The 18178-nt window shown below is 41.9% G+C and carries 17 protein-coding genes and 1 riboswitch; of the genes, 3 read left to right on the top strand and 14 right to left on the bottom strand.

Features of this window, described 5'->3' with window-relative positions; translation table 11 throughout:
- The 5 genes from ribD to MKY34_RS10550 all read right to left on the bottom strand — a co-directional run bounded on the left by ribD (position 1) and on the right by MKY34_RS10550 (position 5810).
- On the bottom strand, positions 1 to 1086 hold the full coding sequence (gene ribD, locus MKY34_RS10570) for a bifunctional diaminohydroxyphosphoribosylaminopyrimidine deaminase/5-amino-6-(5-phosphoribosylamino)uracil reductase RibD (RefSeq protein ID WP_342515123.1): 1086 nt from the start codon (positions 1084 to 1086) through the stop codon (positions 1 to 3).
- Positions 1087 to 1148: 62 nt separating this feature from the next.
- Positions 1149 to 1296, bottom strand: a riboswitch (FMN riboswitch).
- Positions 1297 to 1386: 90 nt separating this feature from the next.
- Positions 1387 to 2280, bottom strand: coding sequence for a glycine betaine ABC transporter substrate-binding protein (locus MKY34_RS10565; protein ID WP_342515236.1), 894 nt, complete (start codon positions 2278 to 2280; stop codon positions 1387 to 1389).
- A gap of 518 nt (positions 2281 to 2798) precedes the next feature.
- Positions 2799 to 3707, bottom strand: a complete 909-nt coding sequence (locus tag MKY34_RS10560) for a glycine betaine ABC transporter substrate-binding protein (protein WP_342515122.1) — start codon at positions 3705 to 3707, stop codon at positions 2799 to 2801.
- Positions 3708 to 3721: 14 nt separating this feature from the next.
- A complete protein-coding gene (locus tag MKY34_RS10555; protein WP_342515121.1) occupies positions 3722 to 4555 on the bottom strand; it encodes a proline/glycine betaine ABC transporter permease in 834 nt (277 codons plus the stop codon).
- The gene (locus MKY34_RS10550) at positions 4548 to 5810 is read right to left on the bottom strand and encodes a glycine betaine/L-proline ABC transporter ATP-binding protein (protein ID WP_342515120.1); all 1263 of its coding nucleotides are present in this window, start codon (positions 5808 to 5810) and stop codon (positions 4548 to 4550) included. The genes MKY34_RS10555 and MKY34_RS10550 overlap by 8 nt, the downstream gene beginning before the upstream one ends.
- A gap of 218 nt (positions 5811 to 6028) precedes the next feature.
- Between MKY34_RS10550 and MKY34_RS10545 the strand changes: the two genes are divergently transcribed.
- Positions 6029 to 6577, top strand: a complete 549-nt coding sequence (locus MKY34_RS10545; RefSeq protein WP_342515119.1) for a GbsR/MarR family transcriptional regulator — start codon at positions 6029 to 6031, stop codon at positions 6575 to 6577.
- 564 nt (positions 6578 to 7141) lie between these two features.
- Here MKY34_RS10545 and MKY34_RS10540 read toward each other — a convergent pair.
- From MKY34_RS10540 to MKY34_RS10500, 9 genes are all read right to left on the bottom strand, one after another.
- Positions 7142 to 7582, bottom strand: a complete 441-nt coding sequence (locus tag MKY34_RS10540) for a rhs-associated protein (RefSeq protein WP_342515118.1) — start codon at positions 7580 to 7582, stop codon at positions 7142 to 7144.
- A gap of 703 nt (positions 7583 to 8285) precedes the next feature.
- Positions 8286 to 9380 (bottom strand): DUF2087 domain-containing protein, encoded by a 1095-nt coding sequence (locus MKY34_RS10535; protein WP_342515117.1) that lies wholly within the window; start codon positions 9378 to 9380, stop codon positions 8286 to 8288.
- A gap of 181 nt (positions 9381 to 9561) precedes the next feature.
- Positions 9562 to 10005: an OsmC family protein gene (locus tag MKY34_RS10530; protein WP_342515116.1), complete on the bottom strand. Its 444-nt coding sequence runs from the start codon at positions 10003 to 10005 to the stop codon at positions 9562 to 9564.
- 94 nt (positions 10006 to 10099) lie between these two features.
- Positions 10100 to 10807 carry an ABC transporter ATP-binding protein gene (locus tag MKY34_RS10525; RefSeq protein WP_342515115.1) on the bottom strand — a complete coding sequence of 236 codons (708 nt, stop codon included), beginning with the start codon at positions 10805 to 10807 and terminating at the stop codon, positions 10100 to 10102.
- Positions 10800 to 11582 (bottom strand): ABC transporter ATP-binding protein, encoded by a 783-nt coding sequence (locus tag MKY34_RS10520; protein WP_342515114.1) that lies wholly within the window; start codon positions 11580 to 11582, stop codon positions 10800 to 10802. Before MKY34_RS10520 ends, MKY34_RS10525 begins: the two co-directional genes overlap by 8 nt.
- Entirely contained in the window at positions 11572 to 12522 is a 951-nt protein-coding gene (locus tag MKY34_RS10515; protein WP_342515113.1) for a branched-chain amino acid ABC transporter permease, read from the bottom strand. The genes MKY34_RS10520 and MKY34_RS10515 overlap by 11 nt, the downstream gene beginning before the upstream one ends.
- 13 nt (positions 12523 to 12535) lie before the next feature.
- Complete coding sequence (locus MKY34_RS10510; protein WP_342515112.1) at positions 12536 to 13411, bottom strand: branched-chain amino acid ABC transporter permease; 876 nt, start codon at positions 13409 to 13411, stop codon at positions 12536 to 12538.
- A 272-nt stretch (positions 13412 to 13683) separates the two neighbouring features.
- Positions 13684 to 14883 (bottom strand): ABC transporter substrate-binding protein, encoded by a 1200-nt coding sequence (locus MKY34_RS10505; protein WP_342515111.1) that lies wholly within the window; start codon positions 14881 to 14883, stop codon positions 13684 to 13686.
- A 290-nt stretch (positions 14884 to 15173) separates the two neighbouring features.
- Positions 15174 to 15923, bottom strand: a complete 750-nt coding sequence (locus tag MKY34_RS10500) for a FixH family protein (RefSeq protein ID WP_342515110.1) — start codon at positions 15921 to 15923, stop codon at positions 15174 to 15176.
- Positions 15924 to 16101: 178 nt separating this feature from the next.
- On the opposite strand from MKY34_RS10500, the gene MKY34_RS10495 reads away from it, so the two are divergent.
- Both MKY34_RS10495 and MKY34_RS10490 read left to right on the top strand, forming a co-directional pair.
- Positions 16102 to 16761, top strand: coding sequence for a response regulator transcription factor (locus MKY34_RS10495; protein ID WP_342515235.1), 660 nt, complete (start codon positions 16102 to 16104; stop codon positions 16759 to 16761).
- Position 16762: 1 nt separating this feature from the next.
- Positions 16763 to 18178: a HAMP domain-containing sensor histidine kinase gene (locus MKY34_RS10490; protein WP_342515109.1), complete on the top strand. Its 1416-nt coding sequence runs from the start codon at positions 16763 to 16765 to the stop codon at positions 18176 to 18178.

Here is an 18178-nt window from a genome sequence, read left to right as displayed (position 1 = left end):
TCACTGATCCTCCTTGTGAAACCTGGCATGGAGTCGGATATCTTCCCCAATTTTTTGCACATCTAAAAAATGGAGGGATTGACTGTCCGCCATCAGGTTCCGAGTATTATCCATGAATAAAGAAGCACCATTGCCAATTAATTTGGGTGCCATGTACAAATAGATTTCATCTGCAAGACCTGCGTTGATGAAACTGGAATGAACGAGACTGCCACCTTCGACAAAGAGTGTCATGATGCCTTTGTGCGCAAGGCTTGTCAGTACTTCATCCAAAAAAGATGCGTTTTCTGAAATCCTTTCGATCGATACGAGGGGATGTTCAAAAAAGGCAGTTCTCGACTGCTCGGAATCGAGGGTAAAAATAATGGTTTCGACAGCGCCGTCTGTAACGACATTCGCTGTTGATGGCGTCCTGAGATGCCGGTCTACAATAATTCGAATTGGATTCTTTCCACCATGGGGCAAACGGGTGGTGAGGAAAGGGTTATCATGAAGTACGGTTTGTACGCCGACCAAAATAGCGTCATGGGTATGGCGGAGGTGATGGACATCGGTTCTTGCAGCATCCGAAGTAATCCATTTGCTGTCCCCAGTCTGCGTTGAAAGACGACCGTCGAGAGTTGCGGCGGCTTTCAAGGTGACATACGGCTTCCCGTATTGTATAAAGTGAAAAAATGCTCGATTCAATTGCTCTGCCTCTTCCTGTAAAATGCCGGTAACAACTTCAATTCCGGCAGCTTTAAGAAGCCCGAGTCCCTGTCCGCTAACGGCAGGATTCGGATCGATGGACGCCACAAAAACACGGCGAATACCGCTCGAAATAATGAGATCTGTGCACGGAGGTGTTTTTCCTGTATGGGCACACGGTTCAAGTGTCACGTAAAGATCAGCGCCACTCGCTTCCGCCCCGGCCATTCTCAGGGCATGCACTTCCGCATGCGGCGTTCCCGCCTTCAAATGCGCGCCTGTTCCAATAATCTGGCCATCCTTCACACAAACAGCACCGACAAGTGGATTCGGCGAGGTTTGTCCTTGTGCACTGCTTGCCAGACTCAGAGCAAGTCTCATATAATCATAAGGGTCCATTGGCATTCCCCCTTTCAATCTTTATGAAAGGGCAGAGCTAAATAAGCATTATACGCATATCCAAACAACTTCTCCCATCCAGACTTTAACTGTCGGTGCCGGAATTTCACCAGCTCCACCGCCTTCCAAGGTGGAAGGACGGGTCACGGACTGACGAGCGCTTGCTCGATCACCGCCGGTAAGGAATTTCACCTTGCCCCGAAGTGTTTTTCAATAACGTACTGATGCTAAGTTAACATACTACTTCGATTTAAGCAAAAAAATACTCAGTCCAATTATTAGGACTGAGTATTTTCTATGTTAGTTCTTCAAATCTTCAATCGAATCAATATCCATATACTCCGGCACAACAAGTCCTACTTTAACACCGTCCACACTGACACCAAGCTCTTCAAATTGCCCTTCAAACTTATCGGCATATGCTTTAGCTGTCAATGGCAACCACGCTGCGAGGGATGCATCCGCACTACCGTCTGCTACCGCTGTCCACATCGGGCCTGATTCTACTTGCATCAAGTTCACTTGATAGCCCATGTCCTCTAATACCAGTTTCATAACGTTATGACTGGCAATTTCACTATCCCATGCTACATAAACGAGCTTAATTTTGTCGCCATCTACTTTGTCGACACCATCTGTCCATTCTGCAACCTTATCCGAGTTCGCATCGATCCAGCTTTGTGCAGCATCTTGTTCTTTTTCCCCTTCATAAATCGCTTTCATGACTTCATTCATATCTTCTTCCGTCCAATTGAAACGTGAAAGAATTTGATGTGCTTCTGGTAGATCGTCCGCTAATCCCTGTCTACCAATCGTCCGAATCTGCTCAGCTCCACCGTATAAGCCTTTTGGATCATCAAGGAATTTCAAATCAAATTCTGCAAACTTCCAATGCGGTGTCCAACCGATGACAACAATTGGCTGTTCTTTATCATAAGCCCTTTTTAAAGCTGCTGTCATCGTTGCACCAGAACCAGAAATCAATTTAAAATCTTTCAATTCATATTCCTCAATTGCCTTTTCTGTTGTCGTCATAATATTAGCACCCGGATCAATACCAATAATTTGACGATCCAATGACTCTGCAACCGATTTTTCCGTATCATTCTTCTCTTTTTCGCCACGATTGTCACATGCCGCAAGTCCTATTGCCAGTAGAGCAACCGCCCCAAGTCCTACTACTTTTTTCATGATTTTCATATGATAATTCCCCCTTGTTTTTCTATCAAAAATACCCATACCATCCAAACATTTTTCTATAAATCAATTACGCGTCGGCGTAATTGCGTCCAGATTTTTTTCGAGCTCGAGGCCTATAAGATGTAGGTCATGCAGTCGTTGCTAATCGAACTACGAAGGGTTCGATTTGCCATATTTCTGTGTTCTTGCAGAAATTAAGGCACCTCCCTTCAGGACGTCGCGTACTTATACTGCCTTCCAAAGCTCCTCTAAAAAAATCTGTGACATCCGCAGGACGTGGCGACCTTAGCCTGCGTACCTCTATCGTTCAGCCAGCGTTTGAACACCCAAAAACAAAACCGCATTCATCTCGCCACCTATCGAGGTGGAAGTTTTCTGTAGCTGACGCTTCGCTTTCAGTACAAAAAGATTTGTTGAATGAAGATAAACCCGGAACAACACTGTAATTTCCAGTGCTTTTCCGGGTTTATCATCCTGATTATTTTACATATACGGAACCGGAATTCCGCTGATTAGTTCTTTAAATCCTCAATCGAATCGATGTCCATATACTGTGGCACAACTAGCCCAGTTTTAACACCCTCCATGTTAATACCAAGTTCTTCAAATTTACCTGCAAATTTTTCAGCATACGTATTATGTGTCAATGGTAACCATGCTGCAAGTGATGCATCCGCACTACCATCCGCTACCGCTGTCCATAAAGGACCTGCCTCAACTTGAACCAATGTTACATTATACCCCATATCTTCTAACACTAATTTCATCACATTATGGCTGGCAATTTCACTATCCCATGCTACATAAGCCAATTTAATTTTATCGCCATCTACTTTTTCTACGCCCTCTGTCCATGCCGCTACTTTCTCCGTATTGGCATCAATCCAGTTCTGTGCCGCTACATCTTCTTTTTCGCCTTCTTGAATTGCAATCATCACTTCACCCATATCTGCTTCAGACCAGTTAAAGTTGGATAGAATTTGGTAGGCTTCCGGCAGATCTGCTTCTAGACCAATTCGACCAATTGTACGAATTTGTTCTTCCTCACCGTACACACCTTTTGGATCTTCAAGATATTTCAAGTCGTATTCGGTGAATTTCCAATGTGGTGTCCAACCCGTTACAACGATTGGTTGTTCTTTATCGTAAGCTTTTTTCAAAGCTGCCGTCATCGCCGCACCTGAACCAGTAGTCAAATCCCAATCTTTTTCTAAACCATATTCTTTAATCGCTTTTTCAGTCGCTTCCATAATCCCTGCGCCTGGGTCAATCCCCGTGATTTTATAATTCAGTGATTCGCCAACCGATTTTTCCGCGTCTTTATCTGCTTTCCCACCATCATCGTTGCCGCCACATGCTGCAAGTCCGACTGCAAGTAAAGCAACTGCGCCAAGTCCTACTAATTTTTTAGAAAGTTTCATAATGTGTTTCCCCCTTATTTTTTCTTACCTGCGTGTTGTGTAATGCGATCCAAAATAATAGCCACAATCACAATCGATAATCCTGTTTCAAAACCAACGCCTGTTTTTAATTGGGTAACAGCTCGGTATACTTCTTCACCGAGACCTGGTGCACCGACCATTGAAGCAATGACAACCATAGACAAGCTCAGCATAATACTTTGATTGACCCCGGCCATGATTGTTGGTTTCGCAAGTGGAATTTGGACTTTTGTTAGTCGTTGCCACGTTGTCGAACCAAATGCTTCCGTTGCTTCAATCAAATCTTTTGGTACTTGTTCAATCCCAAGCATTGTCAAACGAATCGTTGGCGGCATCGAGAAGATAACAGATGCTACAACACCTGGCACAACACCAATGTTGAAGAAGAAAATCGCCGGCAGTAAATAAACAAAAGCTGGCATTGTTTGCATCAAATCCAAGATCGGGTTAACGATTTTTCGAACTTTCGCCTGCTGCGATCCCCAAATTCCAATCGGAATCCCAATGACAATCGCAAAAAAGACAGAGGTAATGACAAGGGCTAGCATTTGTAGCATTGGATACCAATAGCCCAAGTAATCGATGAACAACAAACCGACTAATGAAAACAGCGCAATGCGCCTTGTTGAAATGAACCATGCCAGCAAAGCAAAGAGTACTGCAAGTAAAATCGATGGCACCATATCAAGCAACTCGACAGACCCTTCAACAATACCCGTTAGTAAATCCGAAATGCCATCGAACACCGAACCAAATGTTGAAACGAGCCAATCGACGCCATCGTCAATCCAATCGGCAAACGGAAGTCGTGGTAATAAATTATTCATGTGACTTCACCTCCGAATCTGTCTCTTCAACAGAATCGACAATACCATCATTATTAATAAACTGATTGTCGCCTGCCAATGCGCCAATCAATGCACCGCGAATAATAATTCCTTGCAGTCTCTTCCCTTCATCGACAACAGCAACAGGAATAGATGCAGTTGAAACGATATCAAACAAATCGATTAAGAGCGTGTCCACTGCCATCATCGGCAAATCAGAAATTAGCACATCTTGTAATGTTCTGCCTGATTCCGCCGCTTCTACCGCGTCTTGTGCTGTAACTGCACCAAGCAAACGATTCCCTTTATCAACCACATAAATCGATGAAATGCCAAGTCGTTTCATTAAACGTAGTGCAACCCGAGGCCCACGATCGATTTGAACGGTATCGGCTTTTTTCATAATATGTCCCGCTGTTAATACTTTGGACAAATCCACGTCTTCGACGAAGCGTTCGACATATTCATTTGACGGGCTCATCAGGATTTCTTCCGGAGTCCCAATCTGAACAATTTCACCGTCTTTCATCAATGCAATACGGTCGCCAATACGAAGTGCTTCGTCCAAGTCATGGGTAATGAAAATAATCGTTTTACCCATATCATTATGAAGTTGTAATAACTCGTCCTGCATATCTTTTCGGATAAGCGGGTCCAGCGCACTGAAGGATTCATCCATCAGCAAGATATCTGGATCATTTGCAAGCGCTCTCGCAAGACCGACACGTTGCTGCATCCCCCCACTCAATTGGTTCGGATACTGCTCTTCATAACCTGCAAGGCCTACAAGCCTCAGTGATTCTTTCGCTTTCGTTTGACGTGCCTCTCTTGCAACTCCTTGAATTTCAAGTCCATACTCTGCATTCTCAAGAATTGTTTTATGAGGGAACAGCGCAAAGTTTTGAAAGACCATGCCGATTTTTTTACGGCGTACTTCACGAAGCTCTTCTTTGTTCATCTTGACAATATCTTCACCGTCTAGCAGGATTGTGCCCATCGTCGGATCAATCAAACGATTCAACAATCGAACAAGCGTCGATTTCCCACTTCCGGACAAACCCATGATGACAAATATTTCACCATCGTACACGTTAAAATTTGCCTTGTTCACACCGACAGTTGCGCCGGTCACCTTCAAAATCTCACCTTTTGTCTTACCTTCTTTAAGCAGCTGAGCTGCTCGCTTACTGTTTTTGCCGAAAATCTTCGTGGTGTTCTTCACTTCGATTTTATACGGGGCAATTTGATCACTCATACGTACACTCCTTATGATTTCAAAACTTTATGAATGTCTACTAGTATAACCCTATCAATATCTCATTTCAACCGTTAACACGAATTAAATTGTTTGTACGGAAAAAACTGTACGAACGATAATTATTATAAATTGCTTTTTTGTGATGAATATAATACGCTAGAAGAAAATAACTGGGTCGACTTTCGAAGGTCGATGACAGTGGAGGGAATACTAGCATGAGCGGTAAAGACAAACTTGAAAAAACGCGCGAGCGGATCATTGAATCCATCGCACAAAATATACATCTTTATGGCCTAACACCTTCTACCGGAAGACAGTACGGCACGATGTTTTTTCATAATGAGCCGTTGACATTAGATGACATGACGGAAGAGCTCGGTATGAGCAAAACGAGCATGAGCACTTCTGTAAGGGCATTATCCGATTTAAAATTAGTCGAACGCGCTTGGAAAAGGGGCGTCCGTAAAGATCTGTATCAAGTAACAGATGATTGGTATCAAAGTTTTATCGACTTATTTTCAATCAAGTGGCGAAAGTCTGTGTCCCAACATTCCAACGCGATTCGCAGATCATTGACTGAGCTGGAAGATTTAGTAGCAGACCCTTCAACAAGTGATGATATTAGAGATGAAGCAACAATCGATATAGAGAAATTGCTGTACATGCGTGATTATTACGAATGGCTCGACCGCCTAATCGACGCGTTTGAGGATCATGACATTTTCAATCTTGTCCCTATGAAGAAAAAAGAGGCATCAGAATAAAAAACCACTGTATCCGCCGGGTATTTGAACCGGTAGATACAGTGGTTTTTCTACGTCTGTTGATTAACCATTTACTCACATAAAATACTTGTGAAAAAGACTCAAAAATCTCCATTATTCACCAATCTATTTCCAGTCCGCTTTCAGTGCATGATTCACGACAGCTTTAGGGGAGGAATCAAATGCGATTCCTCCTGTTCTAAGGACGAGTGTGTCTAGCAATGACTGCGTCATTGCTAGACACACTCGTTTTCATAATGCTGTTGTGACTCATTACCTGTCGCGCCCCTCCAATCGTTAAGTAAAAAATGCGGTTACTTGGAAAGAAAAGAAGAGAGGACTTTTTAGTAAGAGATTAGTGCCCGAAGATACAATTTCGGGCACTCTTGCACATTGTACAAGGTTTTCCCTAATTACTTTTAACAATGACTCCGCTGCTAATTATGCGATAACGACGTTAATTAACCAAAACTATGGCTTATATACTAACAGAAATGAACTTTTCAGAAGAAGCTTTTCGTGAATGGGTGACTGTCATCAATCATTTCAGATTGCCTCTTGATACTAATCCCCACTTAGACTGAATCCGAAATCTAAATAGTTTTCATACGATATACAAAGACACCAATCACCTTCTATAGATAAGAAATAATGGTGCTGTGGAATGTCTAATAAATAGACTAATATCTGTTCTATATCCTTTATTTCAAACTGATACCCAGACTCTGTAAGATTATCACCTATATATATTACTCGAACGTTATTATTTAAATATTTTTCTTTTAGTTTAGCAATAAACAGACTAGTATCGGTAAGCAAAGATTCATTATTCGACTCTTTACTATAGTGCTTATTCGTTTGCAACCAATCTATTTTCGAACCATTAAATTCGAATTTCCGCTCTATTAAATCTAGATAAGTTTCTGGATTTTTTATTACTTTAACACACTTATTTAGCTTATTTAGTACTAAATCCTTTACTAGTTCATCATCATAACTACTCAAAAAAATCACCTTCTTTATCTAAAACGTTTTTGGATTTTTTTACGGTTTTCTTAGAAACGCTAAATTTAAAAGGCGGACCTTTTTTTCTCGGCCCCAACATTAATATGCGCTCCGCTCCTGCTATCATATTCGATTCTATTGTCCTTTAACGTGTCTGTCCCTCGATTCAGGTAATAGAAGGTTCCCCCATGGGTCATAGGTCGCGACTGTTGCACCGTTTTTATCGATAATGCGCAGGACATCCCCGCGATATTTCGTAACGGTTTCAAATTCTTCACCAGCTTGGTCGCTGAAGCCTCCGTAATAGTCTCTTCTTTTATTATCGTTCAGAAGTTGCACTTTCTAGTGGAATTGTCACGTTAAGAAGCCTAAGCCTTGCTACAAGTAAAGAAGGCACGCATTGTTCAATGGACAAGAGTGCCCGAAATTGTATCTTCGGGCACTACACTCCTTAAAGAAAGTCCGCTCTTCTTTTCTTTCCAAGCAGTAGCATTTTTCACTGATCGATTGGAGGAGCGCGACAGGTACTGAGTCGCAACAGCATTATGAAAACGAGTATGTCTAGAAATGACGCAGTCATTTCTAGACATACTCGCCCTTCAAGCAGGAGGAATTAATTCCTCCTCTAAAGCTGTCGTGCATCATGTACCGAAAGCGAACCGGAAATAGACTAGTAAAAATGAAGTTTTGCAAGCTTAATTCATTATTTCACCTTCATCTCATTATAACCATTCTCTCCATACGGTTGTAACTCTTCTAGCCATTTTTCCAACAACTTCTCCAATATCCGCTTGCTACTCATACCTTTCCAGTCCTTTTCATCCACTACCTCTAGCTCCACAAACTCAAATTGCTCTTTCCCATATTCATTCCAATCGGCTTGCAACTCTTTGTTCGTACTTACATTATTGTTTAGACTAAATTTAATACCGTTAAGCGTTTTAAAATTCCTTGTCGAACCGATTAACATTTTTCCATTCGCTCGATTTTTAATTTGATAAATCCCGTAACTCGTTTTTTCTTCCTTTGCCTTCAATTTCAGCTCTTTTTTATAGTCCATTTCACTTTCCTCTTCCCTTTTGTCTATAATGCGATATTCACTACCTTCAGCGTTTCGCGCCAGCATCCCACGGTCAACCATCTCTCGCCGCAGCAACATATAATCCTCATATACTTCTTGTAAAATAGCATTGACTTCTTTTTCCGTATAGACCTTTTTCGGTCTAAATAACAAGGCGACTTCTTGTACCAACTGCTCTCTTTCATACTCTTTTAAGTTATAAGAAATCAGTCGACCATCTTCTTCTGAAAAGTAGCGCTGCAATTTCGCCGAAGGTACAAATGATCTTTGAACGACTTTCTCTTGCTGCGGTTTCACCGTTACTTGTGCCTCTTGTTGATGCAATAACTCCATTAATGCAAGCAATGTATTCGCTTGTCGCTCTTTTTTGCGCAACGCAAAACGATGGTTGCGAATGGTCGACATGCTCCCAATCTTTAACTCCTGCTGTATGTCTTTATCCGTCTTTCCTTCGTACATCAGCGCAAGTAATTTTGACTGCTGATCGGATAAACCCGTGCCATCCTTTCCCGTCGAAAGTAGCATGCCAAAAACAGAACCATGCACGTCTTCGATATGCTGTTCCATATAGCGCCAGTCTTCAAACAGCGAATCGTTCACAGGGTAAATCACACCTTTTGGAACCTTTTTGTCACAAAATAAACAACTATAATTCCGCTGATCCTCTGAATAGCCTTTTTTCATTTCCTCCATCGTAGCATCTTGCAATATATCCATAAAACATAAACACCCTTCCACATATAACATTATTATATAGACAAATATACATTTCATCTATAAATTAGTCAATAACTCAGCAAACATCATTACTTTTTTATAGCAATATAGCTACAGGCTCTTGGGGTAACGACAAAAAAGCCGTACCCCAATGAGTACGACTCTCTCGATTCCCAATCCGCTACTTCGTTACAGTCGCTTCCAACTCAATCTCAACATTCCCCTGAAGTGCCCGGCTAATCATACAAGACGTTTCTGCTTTTTCAGCGAGTCTTTGTGCAAGGGCTTTCTCTCTTTCCGTTGCATCTGACTTCAATACAATCTGTGGTTTATGAATAATTTTCTTATAGGTAATGACGCCATTCGTCACGTCAACTACACCAACAGACTCCATCGTCAATGCTTCTTTCTCTAGCTTACTACGTTCCATCATGGCAGCCAGCGTAATAATATAACAAGTTGCCGCCGCACCTAACAGCATTTCATCAGGATTTGTGCCTACTCCTGGCCCATCCATCTCAGGTGGAATGGATACTGTTGTCTTCAAATTGCCCGCCTCAATAGTCCCCACATCATTGCGCAAACCCGGCCAATTTGCTGTGAGATGAAAAAGATGTTCCGCCATCGTCAATCCCTCCAGTAAACATATTATTCTTTTATTATACCGCAAAAGAGCGAATGGCTTCTCCTCACGAGAAACCATCCGCTCTTCCCTTTACTTAATGCCCACCAAGATATGCATTTTTAATTTCTTCACTCGCTTGTAACTCTTCCGCAGTTCCCGACAGAATGACTCGTCCTGTCTCGATGACATACGCACGATTTGCAATGGATAACGCCATATTCGCATTTTGTTCAACGAGCAAAATTGTTGTTCCTTCTTTATTAATATCTCTAACCACTTCAAAAATCGTTTTCACCATTAACGGAGCCAAGCCCATAGATGGTTCATCGAGCAACAGTAACTTTGGTTTTGCCATAATGGCTCTTCCCATCGCCAACATCTGTTGCTCCCCGCCCGAGAGTGTTCCAGCGGATTGCTTGCGTCGCTCGTGGAGACGCGGGAAAATCTCGTAAACTTTTTGAAAATCTTGTTGAATTCCTGCTTTATCCTTGCGTAAAAAAGCCCCTAATTCAATATTCTCTTCTACACTCATCTCCGCAAACACACGCCGACCTTCTGGCACATGGGAAATGCCTTCTTTCACAATCATTTGCGCGGGCTTCCCTACAATAGAGGCATTCAAATAGTCAATCGTACCTTCTTTCGGTTTGATTAAACCCGATAGCGTTTTTAATAATGTACTTTTTCCAGCCCCATTCGCGCCGATCAATGTGACAATTTCACCTTCATTAACTTCTAGCGAAACCCCTTTAAGGGCATGAATGCTGCCATAGTAGACATTTAAATTATCAATTTTAAGCATCGTGAACTTCCTCCCCTAAATAAGCCTCAATTACTTTTGGATTATTACGGATTTCTTCAGGAGTCCCCTCAGCAAGAAGCACACCATGGTCCAATACGTAAATACGCTCACAAATCCCCATTACTAAGTTCATATCATGCTCAATTAACAAAATCGTCAAATCGAATTTTTCACGAACAAAAGCAATGAGCTCCATTAATTCTTTCGTTTCCTGTGGGTTCATCCCAGCGGCAGGCTCATCAAGTAACAACAACTGCGGCCCTGCGGCTAGCGCCCTCGCAATTTCCAGCCTACGCTGTTTCCCATAAGCTAGATTTTTTGCATCTTCATCTTTATATTGATCCAACTGAAAAATCTTCAAAAACTCCATCGCTTTCTCTTCCATCTCTTTTTCACCCGAGAAATGTGAAGGAAAACGAAACATTGAGCTTAAGACAGAATGCTTAGCCAATGAATGATACGCTACTTTAACATTATCCAATACCGATAATTCATTGAACAAGCGAATGTTTTGGAAGGTACGGCTAATGCCTTTGCGCGTCACTTGGAACGGAGCCAAGCCATTCAAGCGTTCCCCCTTAAATATTACATCGCCTTCTGTCGGCGCATAAACGCCTGTCAACAAGTTGAAACTTGTCGTTTTACCCGCACCATTCGGACCGATTAATCCAATCAATTCACCTTGATTGATTTCCATATTGAAGCCTGAGACAGCCTTTAGCCCACCAAACTGGATGCCTACGTCTTTCACTTGAAGTAACGGATTACTGGCCATTTTTGCTGCCCCCTTTCGAACCTCTCCACAACTTGAAGTAATCGGTAATTTCCATCGTACCCATTAATCCTTTCGGACGGTACAGCATGACAATAATCAGTACCAAACTATAAATAATCATCCGTGTTTCTGGGTAGTTCTGTAGGAAAGTCGACACAATCGTCAACAAAACCGTCGCAACAATCGCACCCGATAAACTGCCTAGACCACCGAGTACTACATATATTAAAATATCAATCGACTTTAAAAAACCAAAGTTTGCCGGTTGAATAATATAGAAGTTATGTGCATACAATGCACCCGCAGTCCCCGCAAAGAAGGCACCAATCGCAAACGCCAATACTTTGTAATACGTTGTATTAATACCCATCGCGTCTGCCGCGATTTCATTTTCACGTATGGATATACACGCTCGACCGTGTCGTGAATTTGTAAAGTTGACAATGACAAGTATCGTAAGGAATAGGCAAATAAATGTATATGTCCAATTCGTCAAGTGGGTCACTTGCATCCCCGCCGCGCCACCTACATATTCAATATTCAGAAAAACAATTCGAATAATCTCCGCAAACCCAAGCGTCGCAATGGCTAAATAATCCCCTCTTAGCCGCAAACTCGGAATCCCGATAATAAGCCCAGCAATCGTCGCCACAACCCCTGCCGCTAAAATCGCAACCGGAAATGGTAATTGTAGCTTCATCGTCACAATGGCTGAGATATAGGCACCAACGGCTAAAAATCCAGCATGCCCTAGTGAAAACTGCCCTGTAATCCCAATGACTAAATGGAGACTGACAGCCAGCATAATATTAATGGCCATAAAAATGAGCGTATTCGAATAAAAAACATTTAACATACCTGCATTAATAAGAATTTGAATGATCACATAAGCGGCAATGGATGTGCCTATAAATGCCCAAAACTGTTTTGACTTTTTCATAACGTTGTTTCACCTACACTTTCTCGCGTGTATTTTTACCAAAGATGCCCGATGGTTTAAAAATAAGAATTAAGATGAGAATAACGAATGCTGCTGCATCTCTCCATAACGAGAACCCGAGCGCACTAACAAATGTCTCAACAACCCCAAGCACTAGCCCGCCTACCATCGCTCCTGGGATAATGCCAATTCCCCCAAGTACGGCCGCAACAAATGCTTTTAAACCAGGAATAACCCCCATCAATGGGTCAATCTTTGTATAATAAATACCGAAAATAACGCCCGCTGCCCCCGCTAATGCAGATCCAATCGCAAACGTCGCAGAAATGGTAGTATCTACGTTAATCCCCATCAGTTTAGCTGCTTCACTATCGTAAGAAACCGCTCTCATCGCTTTACCGATTTTAGATTTATGTACAATAAATTGAAGGATAATCATCAACACAAGCGCAACAGAAAGAATCAAGATTGCCTGACTACTAATTTGTGCACCAAATAAGTTGTAGGATTTATTCGCCAATACTTCTGGATAGGCCTCTGGCTGTGCTCCACGCATATAGATGACACCATTTTGAATCAGTAAGGATACCCCAATCGCCGTAATGAGTGCTGCGATTCGTGTTGCCGTCCGCAATCTCTTATACGCAACCCGCTCGATAATGACACCGATAATTGCACAGACTGTCATCGATAACAATAACGCAGGGATAAATCCAAATCCCCACCCTGCAATGGAATAAAATCCGATAAATGCCCCAATCATGAACACTTCACCGTGTGCAAAGTTAATGAGCTTGATAATGCCGTACACCATTGTATAGCCCAGTGCAATCAATGCATAGATGCTGCCGAGTGAAATACCGTTTATCAGTTGTTGTAACCATTCCATAAATCTTTCACTCCTCCCCTAGCTTAGTAACCCAATTTTCATCACTAAATTGAACTTATAATTTTCATCTACTATCCAGCAAAGGCGCCTTACAAGCGGTTGCCAAAGCCGTAAGACTGGCAGTGGTTTTCTGCCTGGCTTATGGCGGGAGGCATCCACAAGCGCCGAGCGTTGTTAGTGGAATTCTTTATTTCAGTTTAAATAGCACATAACTTAAGATAAAAAAGGAATGAGAGGACAACCCTCCCCCTCATTCCCTCTAGTGAATTGAATTAAGGATTCACTTTTGTTTTAAACACTGTTTCGCCATCTTTGTATTCCAAGATTGTCGCAGATTTAATTGGGTGATGATTTTCATCAACTGAATACAGACCTGTGATCAATTCAAGATCTTTGGTTTCTGCTAAAGCATCTTTAATTTTCACTGAATCTGGACCACCTGCGCGTTCAATTGCATCTACAAGAAGGTATACCGTATCGTAACCAAGAGCGTTAAACGCATCTGGTGCTTTACCGTACTTCTCTTCAAACTTCTTGCTGAATTCTTGAATCTTGCCATCTGGATCTTCAGAAGAGTAGTGGTTTGTTGTGAATGTATTATTCAGCGCTTCTTTACCCGCCAAATCGATTAGAATCGGTGAATCCCAACCGTCTGCTCCCATTAGTGGTACGTCAATACCCATTTCACGAGCCTGTTTAACAATCAATCCCACTTCTTCATAGTAACCAGGGATGAAAATGAATTCTGGATTTGCCCCTTTGATATTTGTCAATGTTGAACGGAAATCTGAGTCCTTCGCCAAATAAGACTCTTCTAGGACAATTTTACCACCTGCTGCTTCAAAATCTTTTTTGAATGAAGCTGCAAGACCTTTTGAGTAATCGCTCGCGTTATCAGAGAAGATGGCTGCAGTTTTTACTTTTAAGTCGTTCGCTGCAAAGTTCGCTGCTACCGTCCCTTGGAAAGGATCAATGAACGATGTACGGAATACAAACTCATTTACATCGCCGTTATCTTGTACTGTTACCGTTGGGCTTGTGCCAGACGGGCTAATAAGAGGTGTTTTGTTATCATTTGCAATTTGCGCTTGTGCAACAGTAGCACCACTTGTTGCTGCCCCAATAATTGCTACGACTTTATCCTGTGTTGTCAATTTAATCGCTGCGTTCGTTGCTTCAGCGGCATCTGACTTGTTATCGACTTTAATGATTTTCAGTTCTTTTCCATCAACACCACCTGCGGCATTGATTTCGTCAATTGCAAGCTGAATACCATCCGCTTCTGATGTTCCGTAAGATGCAACCGCTCCAGATAGCTCTAAGTTCACACCGATTTTAATAGCGTCGCTATCCTTAGATCCACCTGTACTGGCGCCATCTGTACTTTTTCCACCGTCTGCTCCACACCCTGCTAGTACGCCGAGTGCCAGTGTTGTGGCGGCAAAAATACCCGCAAATTTTTTCAATTTCATCTGTATGCCCCCTTTTGTTGTTTGATACTTCCGACAATTCAAGACAAATGTGTACATGAGCAACTCACAGCCTTTTGATATGCGGAAAGTATCATTACGATTCTCTACACATCCCCATTGTAAAACAAACTAGGTTTTCAGTCTATAGTAATTATTCTCAAAATTATAATATAGCGAAATATTTTATTAAAAACACGATTTTATCCATATCTATCAACGAAAAAATATTTTCGCTACTACAATCAAAAAGAACCTCTACAGTGATTTTACCGTAGGGGCTCTTTTCGATTTCATTTTTCTACTACTATTTGGTACGCTTCGTGCTCATGTAAATCATTATCATCTTCAACATGAATTTGAATTGTTAGCGCGCCTTCTTCAGCAAACGTATGTGTCACCGTATATTCACCAGCCGCTACCTCTTTCGCTTCTGCCCATTCACGTTGATCTGGATTGGCTTCCTGCCATATTTCATAACGAACTCTCGCTTTTTCTAGTGGCTTATTATCTAGTTGTAAGTGTACAACCAACTCCGTTGCAGCGTCGATTTTCACTCGTTCCGGGTTTGCAAAATGCATTGTGAAGCCATCTGTCTGGCCATGCGCATGTTCATCTTCACTCACATGCCCTTCTTCACTCGTCATACCTGTACCTACCGTCACTTCTTTTTTCGGCATCGTATGCATATCTCTTGCCGTCACATGTACTTGTACATGGAATAATCCATCACGATCGAAGGTTGTGGTTGCTGTATACAAACCATTTTTTTCATTTACAGACTCGATGATAACACTTGCGTCTTTCTTGCCCTCTTCCCACACTTCAAACTCCACGGTTTGTGCGTCTTCCACTTTTTCATCGCCTTGCGTCACAACTGCTGCCATTTCCACCGTGTCATTCACTTCCACTTGCTCTGTCACCGTTAGGTCAACAGTTAGTGGCAAAGGGACTGCATCCGTAGTCGTTGGTGGTGCTTCCTTCCCACAAGCTGCTAGAACGAGCACTACTGCCATTACGAGTAACCTCTGTATGTTCTTCATTATCAATTCCTCCATTGTCTTATTGCTTAACGTATTAGGATAAGTCCAGTATGATTGTAGAAGATAAATTAGAAATCCTTGTGAAGTTCCCTATTTCACAGGTTTTTCACATATTTCAAGGACAATCATGATAACCAACTATTTAGTGTAGAAATGAGGTATTCCATTGCCATCCACCATTATGATTATAGATGATGAACCACAAATGAGGAAGTTAATACGAACCTTTCTAGAAATAGAAGGCTATTCCATTGTCGAAGCAACAGATGGCGTGCATGCATTGTCCTTATTAGACGAAACAGCACCCGACTTACTACTCGTCGATGTCATGATGCCTTTCATGGATGGCTTTACCTTTGCTAAAGAAGTAAAGCGTACATCCACAACCCCACTTATTTTCCTATCAGCTAAAGGAGAAGAATGGGATACAATCCAAGGATTAAAACTAGGCGGGGACGACTATATCGTCAAACCTTTTTCCCCTGGCGAATTACTAGCAAGAGTTGAATCCGTCCTAAGACGTGCCTATCTGCATAAGCCCGCCACTGACATTTTACACGTAGGGCCACTCCTCATTGATAATCACTCACATATAGTGACATTGAACGGAGCACCCTTATCACTCACCTTAAAAGAATTCGGCATGCTTCACCTTCTTGCCAAAAATAAAGGACGGGTGTTCACACGTGAACAATTGCTCCACGCCGTATGGGGAGAAGATCATCAAAGTAGTGAACGAACCGTCGATACACATATTAAAACCTTACGACTCAAAATGGGTACAGATGGTGAATTGATTGAAACTGTTTGGGGAATCGGCTACAAATTTGAGGTTTAACATGAAAAAACTCACATTAAGTAAAAAGATCTTAATCGTTCTGATCTCAAGCATTGGATTTACCATCCTATTTTCCTTTTTCTTCATTCACTATTTATATTCCGAATTGTATTTGACGAGTATTGAGGAATCCATTATTTATCAAGGTCAACGCACCGTCTCCCACTATCACTACGGAGAATTAAGTGACGAAATTATCGACAAAATCCAGTGGTATAATATTGTTTCTGAATATGAAATCATTGTCGTCGATAACTTGGAGAAGTTGTCTTCTTATTTTCCGTACAAAATCAATTACGAAACACTTGTCGATGCAGATGATCAAGCAGCATTAGAAAAAGGTGCATATGTCTTAAAAGAAGGGTTTGTACAAGAATTAGATCGGGAAATTCTTGGTGCCATTTTTCCGATTAAGGGTGAAAACGGGCTCGTCGGTTTTATTTATATTTATGTTCCTTTAGCAGCGATTCAAGATGTCTTCCAACAAAGCATTCCCTTACTGATTGTAGCCGGTACCGTATTTTTCTTCATTCTTTTTTTAGTCGTCAATCGCGTATGGCATTCCTTATTTAGGCCACTGCAAGAACTGCAACGACTGTCTGTTGAAGTAGCGAAAGGCAACTATTCTAATCGGATTCAAACGGAAAAAGAAGACGAAATCGGTCAACTCACGAAGGCTTTTAATACAATGAGCCTGTCTTTGGAACAACAAGAAGTACGAAAAAAAGAATTCACGTCCAATATCGTCCACGAATTGCGGACACCACTCACGTATATTAGCGGCTATACGCACATGTTGAAAACTAAAATCGGTTCTTCCCCCGAAGACATAACAAGCTACGTAGCAACCATTGAAAAAGAAGCGGAACGGCTAAAAAAGTTGATCAATGATTTGGCGGATTTGAATCATCTACAAGAAGATTTGTATACCATCGATAAACAGCCCATCGCAATTGCACAACTATTACTGGACACACTTGAACTTTTCACAATCCACATCGCTGAAAAGCAACTGGTCCTAACGTTAGCGATTGAGGAAGAACTCATTCTATTAGGTGATGCTCAGCGTATTCAGCAAGTTTTTTACAACACGATTGACAATGCCTGCAAATATTCTGAAATGGGTGGACACTTGGCAATCGCTTTAACGAAGAAGAACGATGCTGTCCAATTCCAAGTGATAAATGATGGAACAGTTATTCTACCAGAAGACCTTGAACGACTTGGCGAACGTTTTTTCCGCACCGATAAAGCCCGAACACGAACGACAGGCGGAACGGGACTCGGACTGTCAATCGTCAAAGAAATCATTCGGCTACACGCGGGTTCATTTTCCATTACAAGTGAAGCCAAGCAAGGTACAACCGTCACCATCCAATTACCCGGCTTATCAACTGATGCGAATGAAGGTGTATAA

The sequence above is a fragment of the Sporosarcina sp. FSL K6-1522 genome (assembly GCF_038622445.1).
Lineage (GTDB): Bacteria > Bacillota > Bacilli > Bacillales_A > Planococcaceae > Sporosarcina.
The sequence above is the reverse complement of the archived record's forward strand: the minus strand, read 5'-3'. Positions and strand labels throughout refer to the sequence as shown.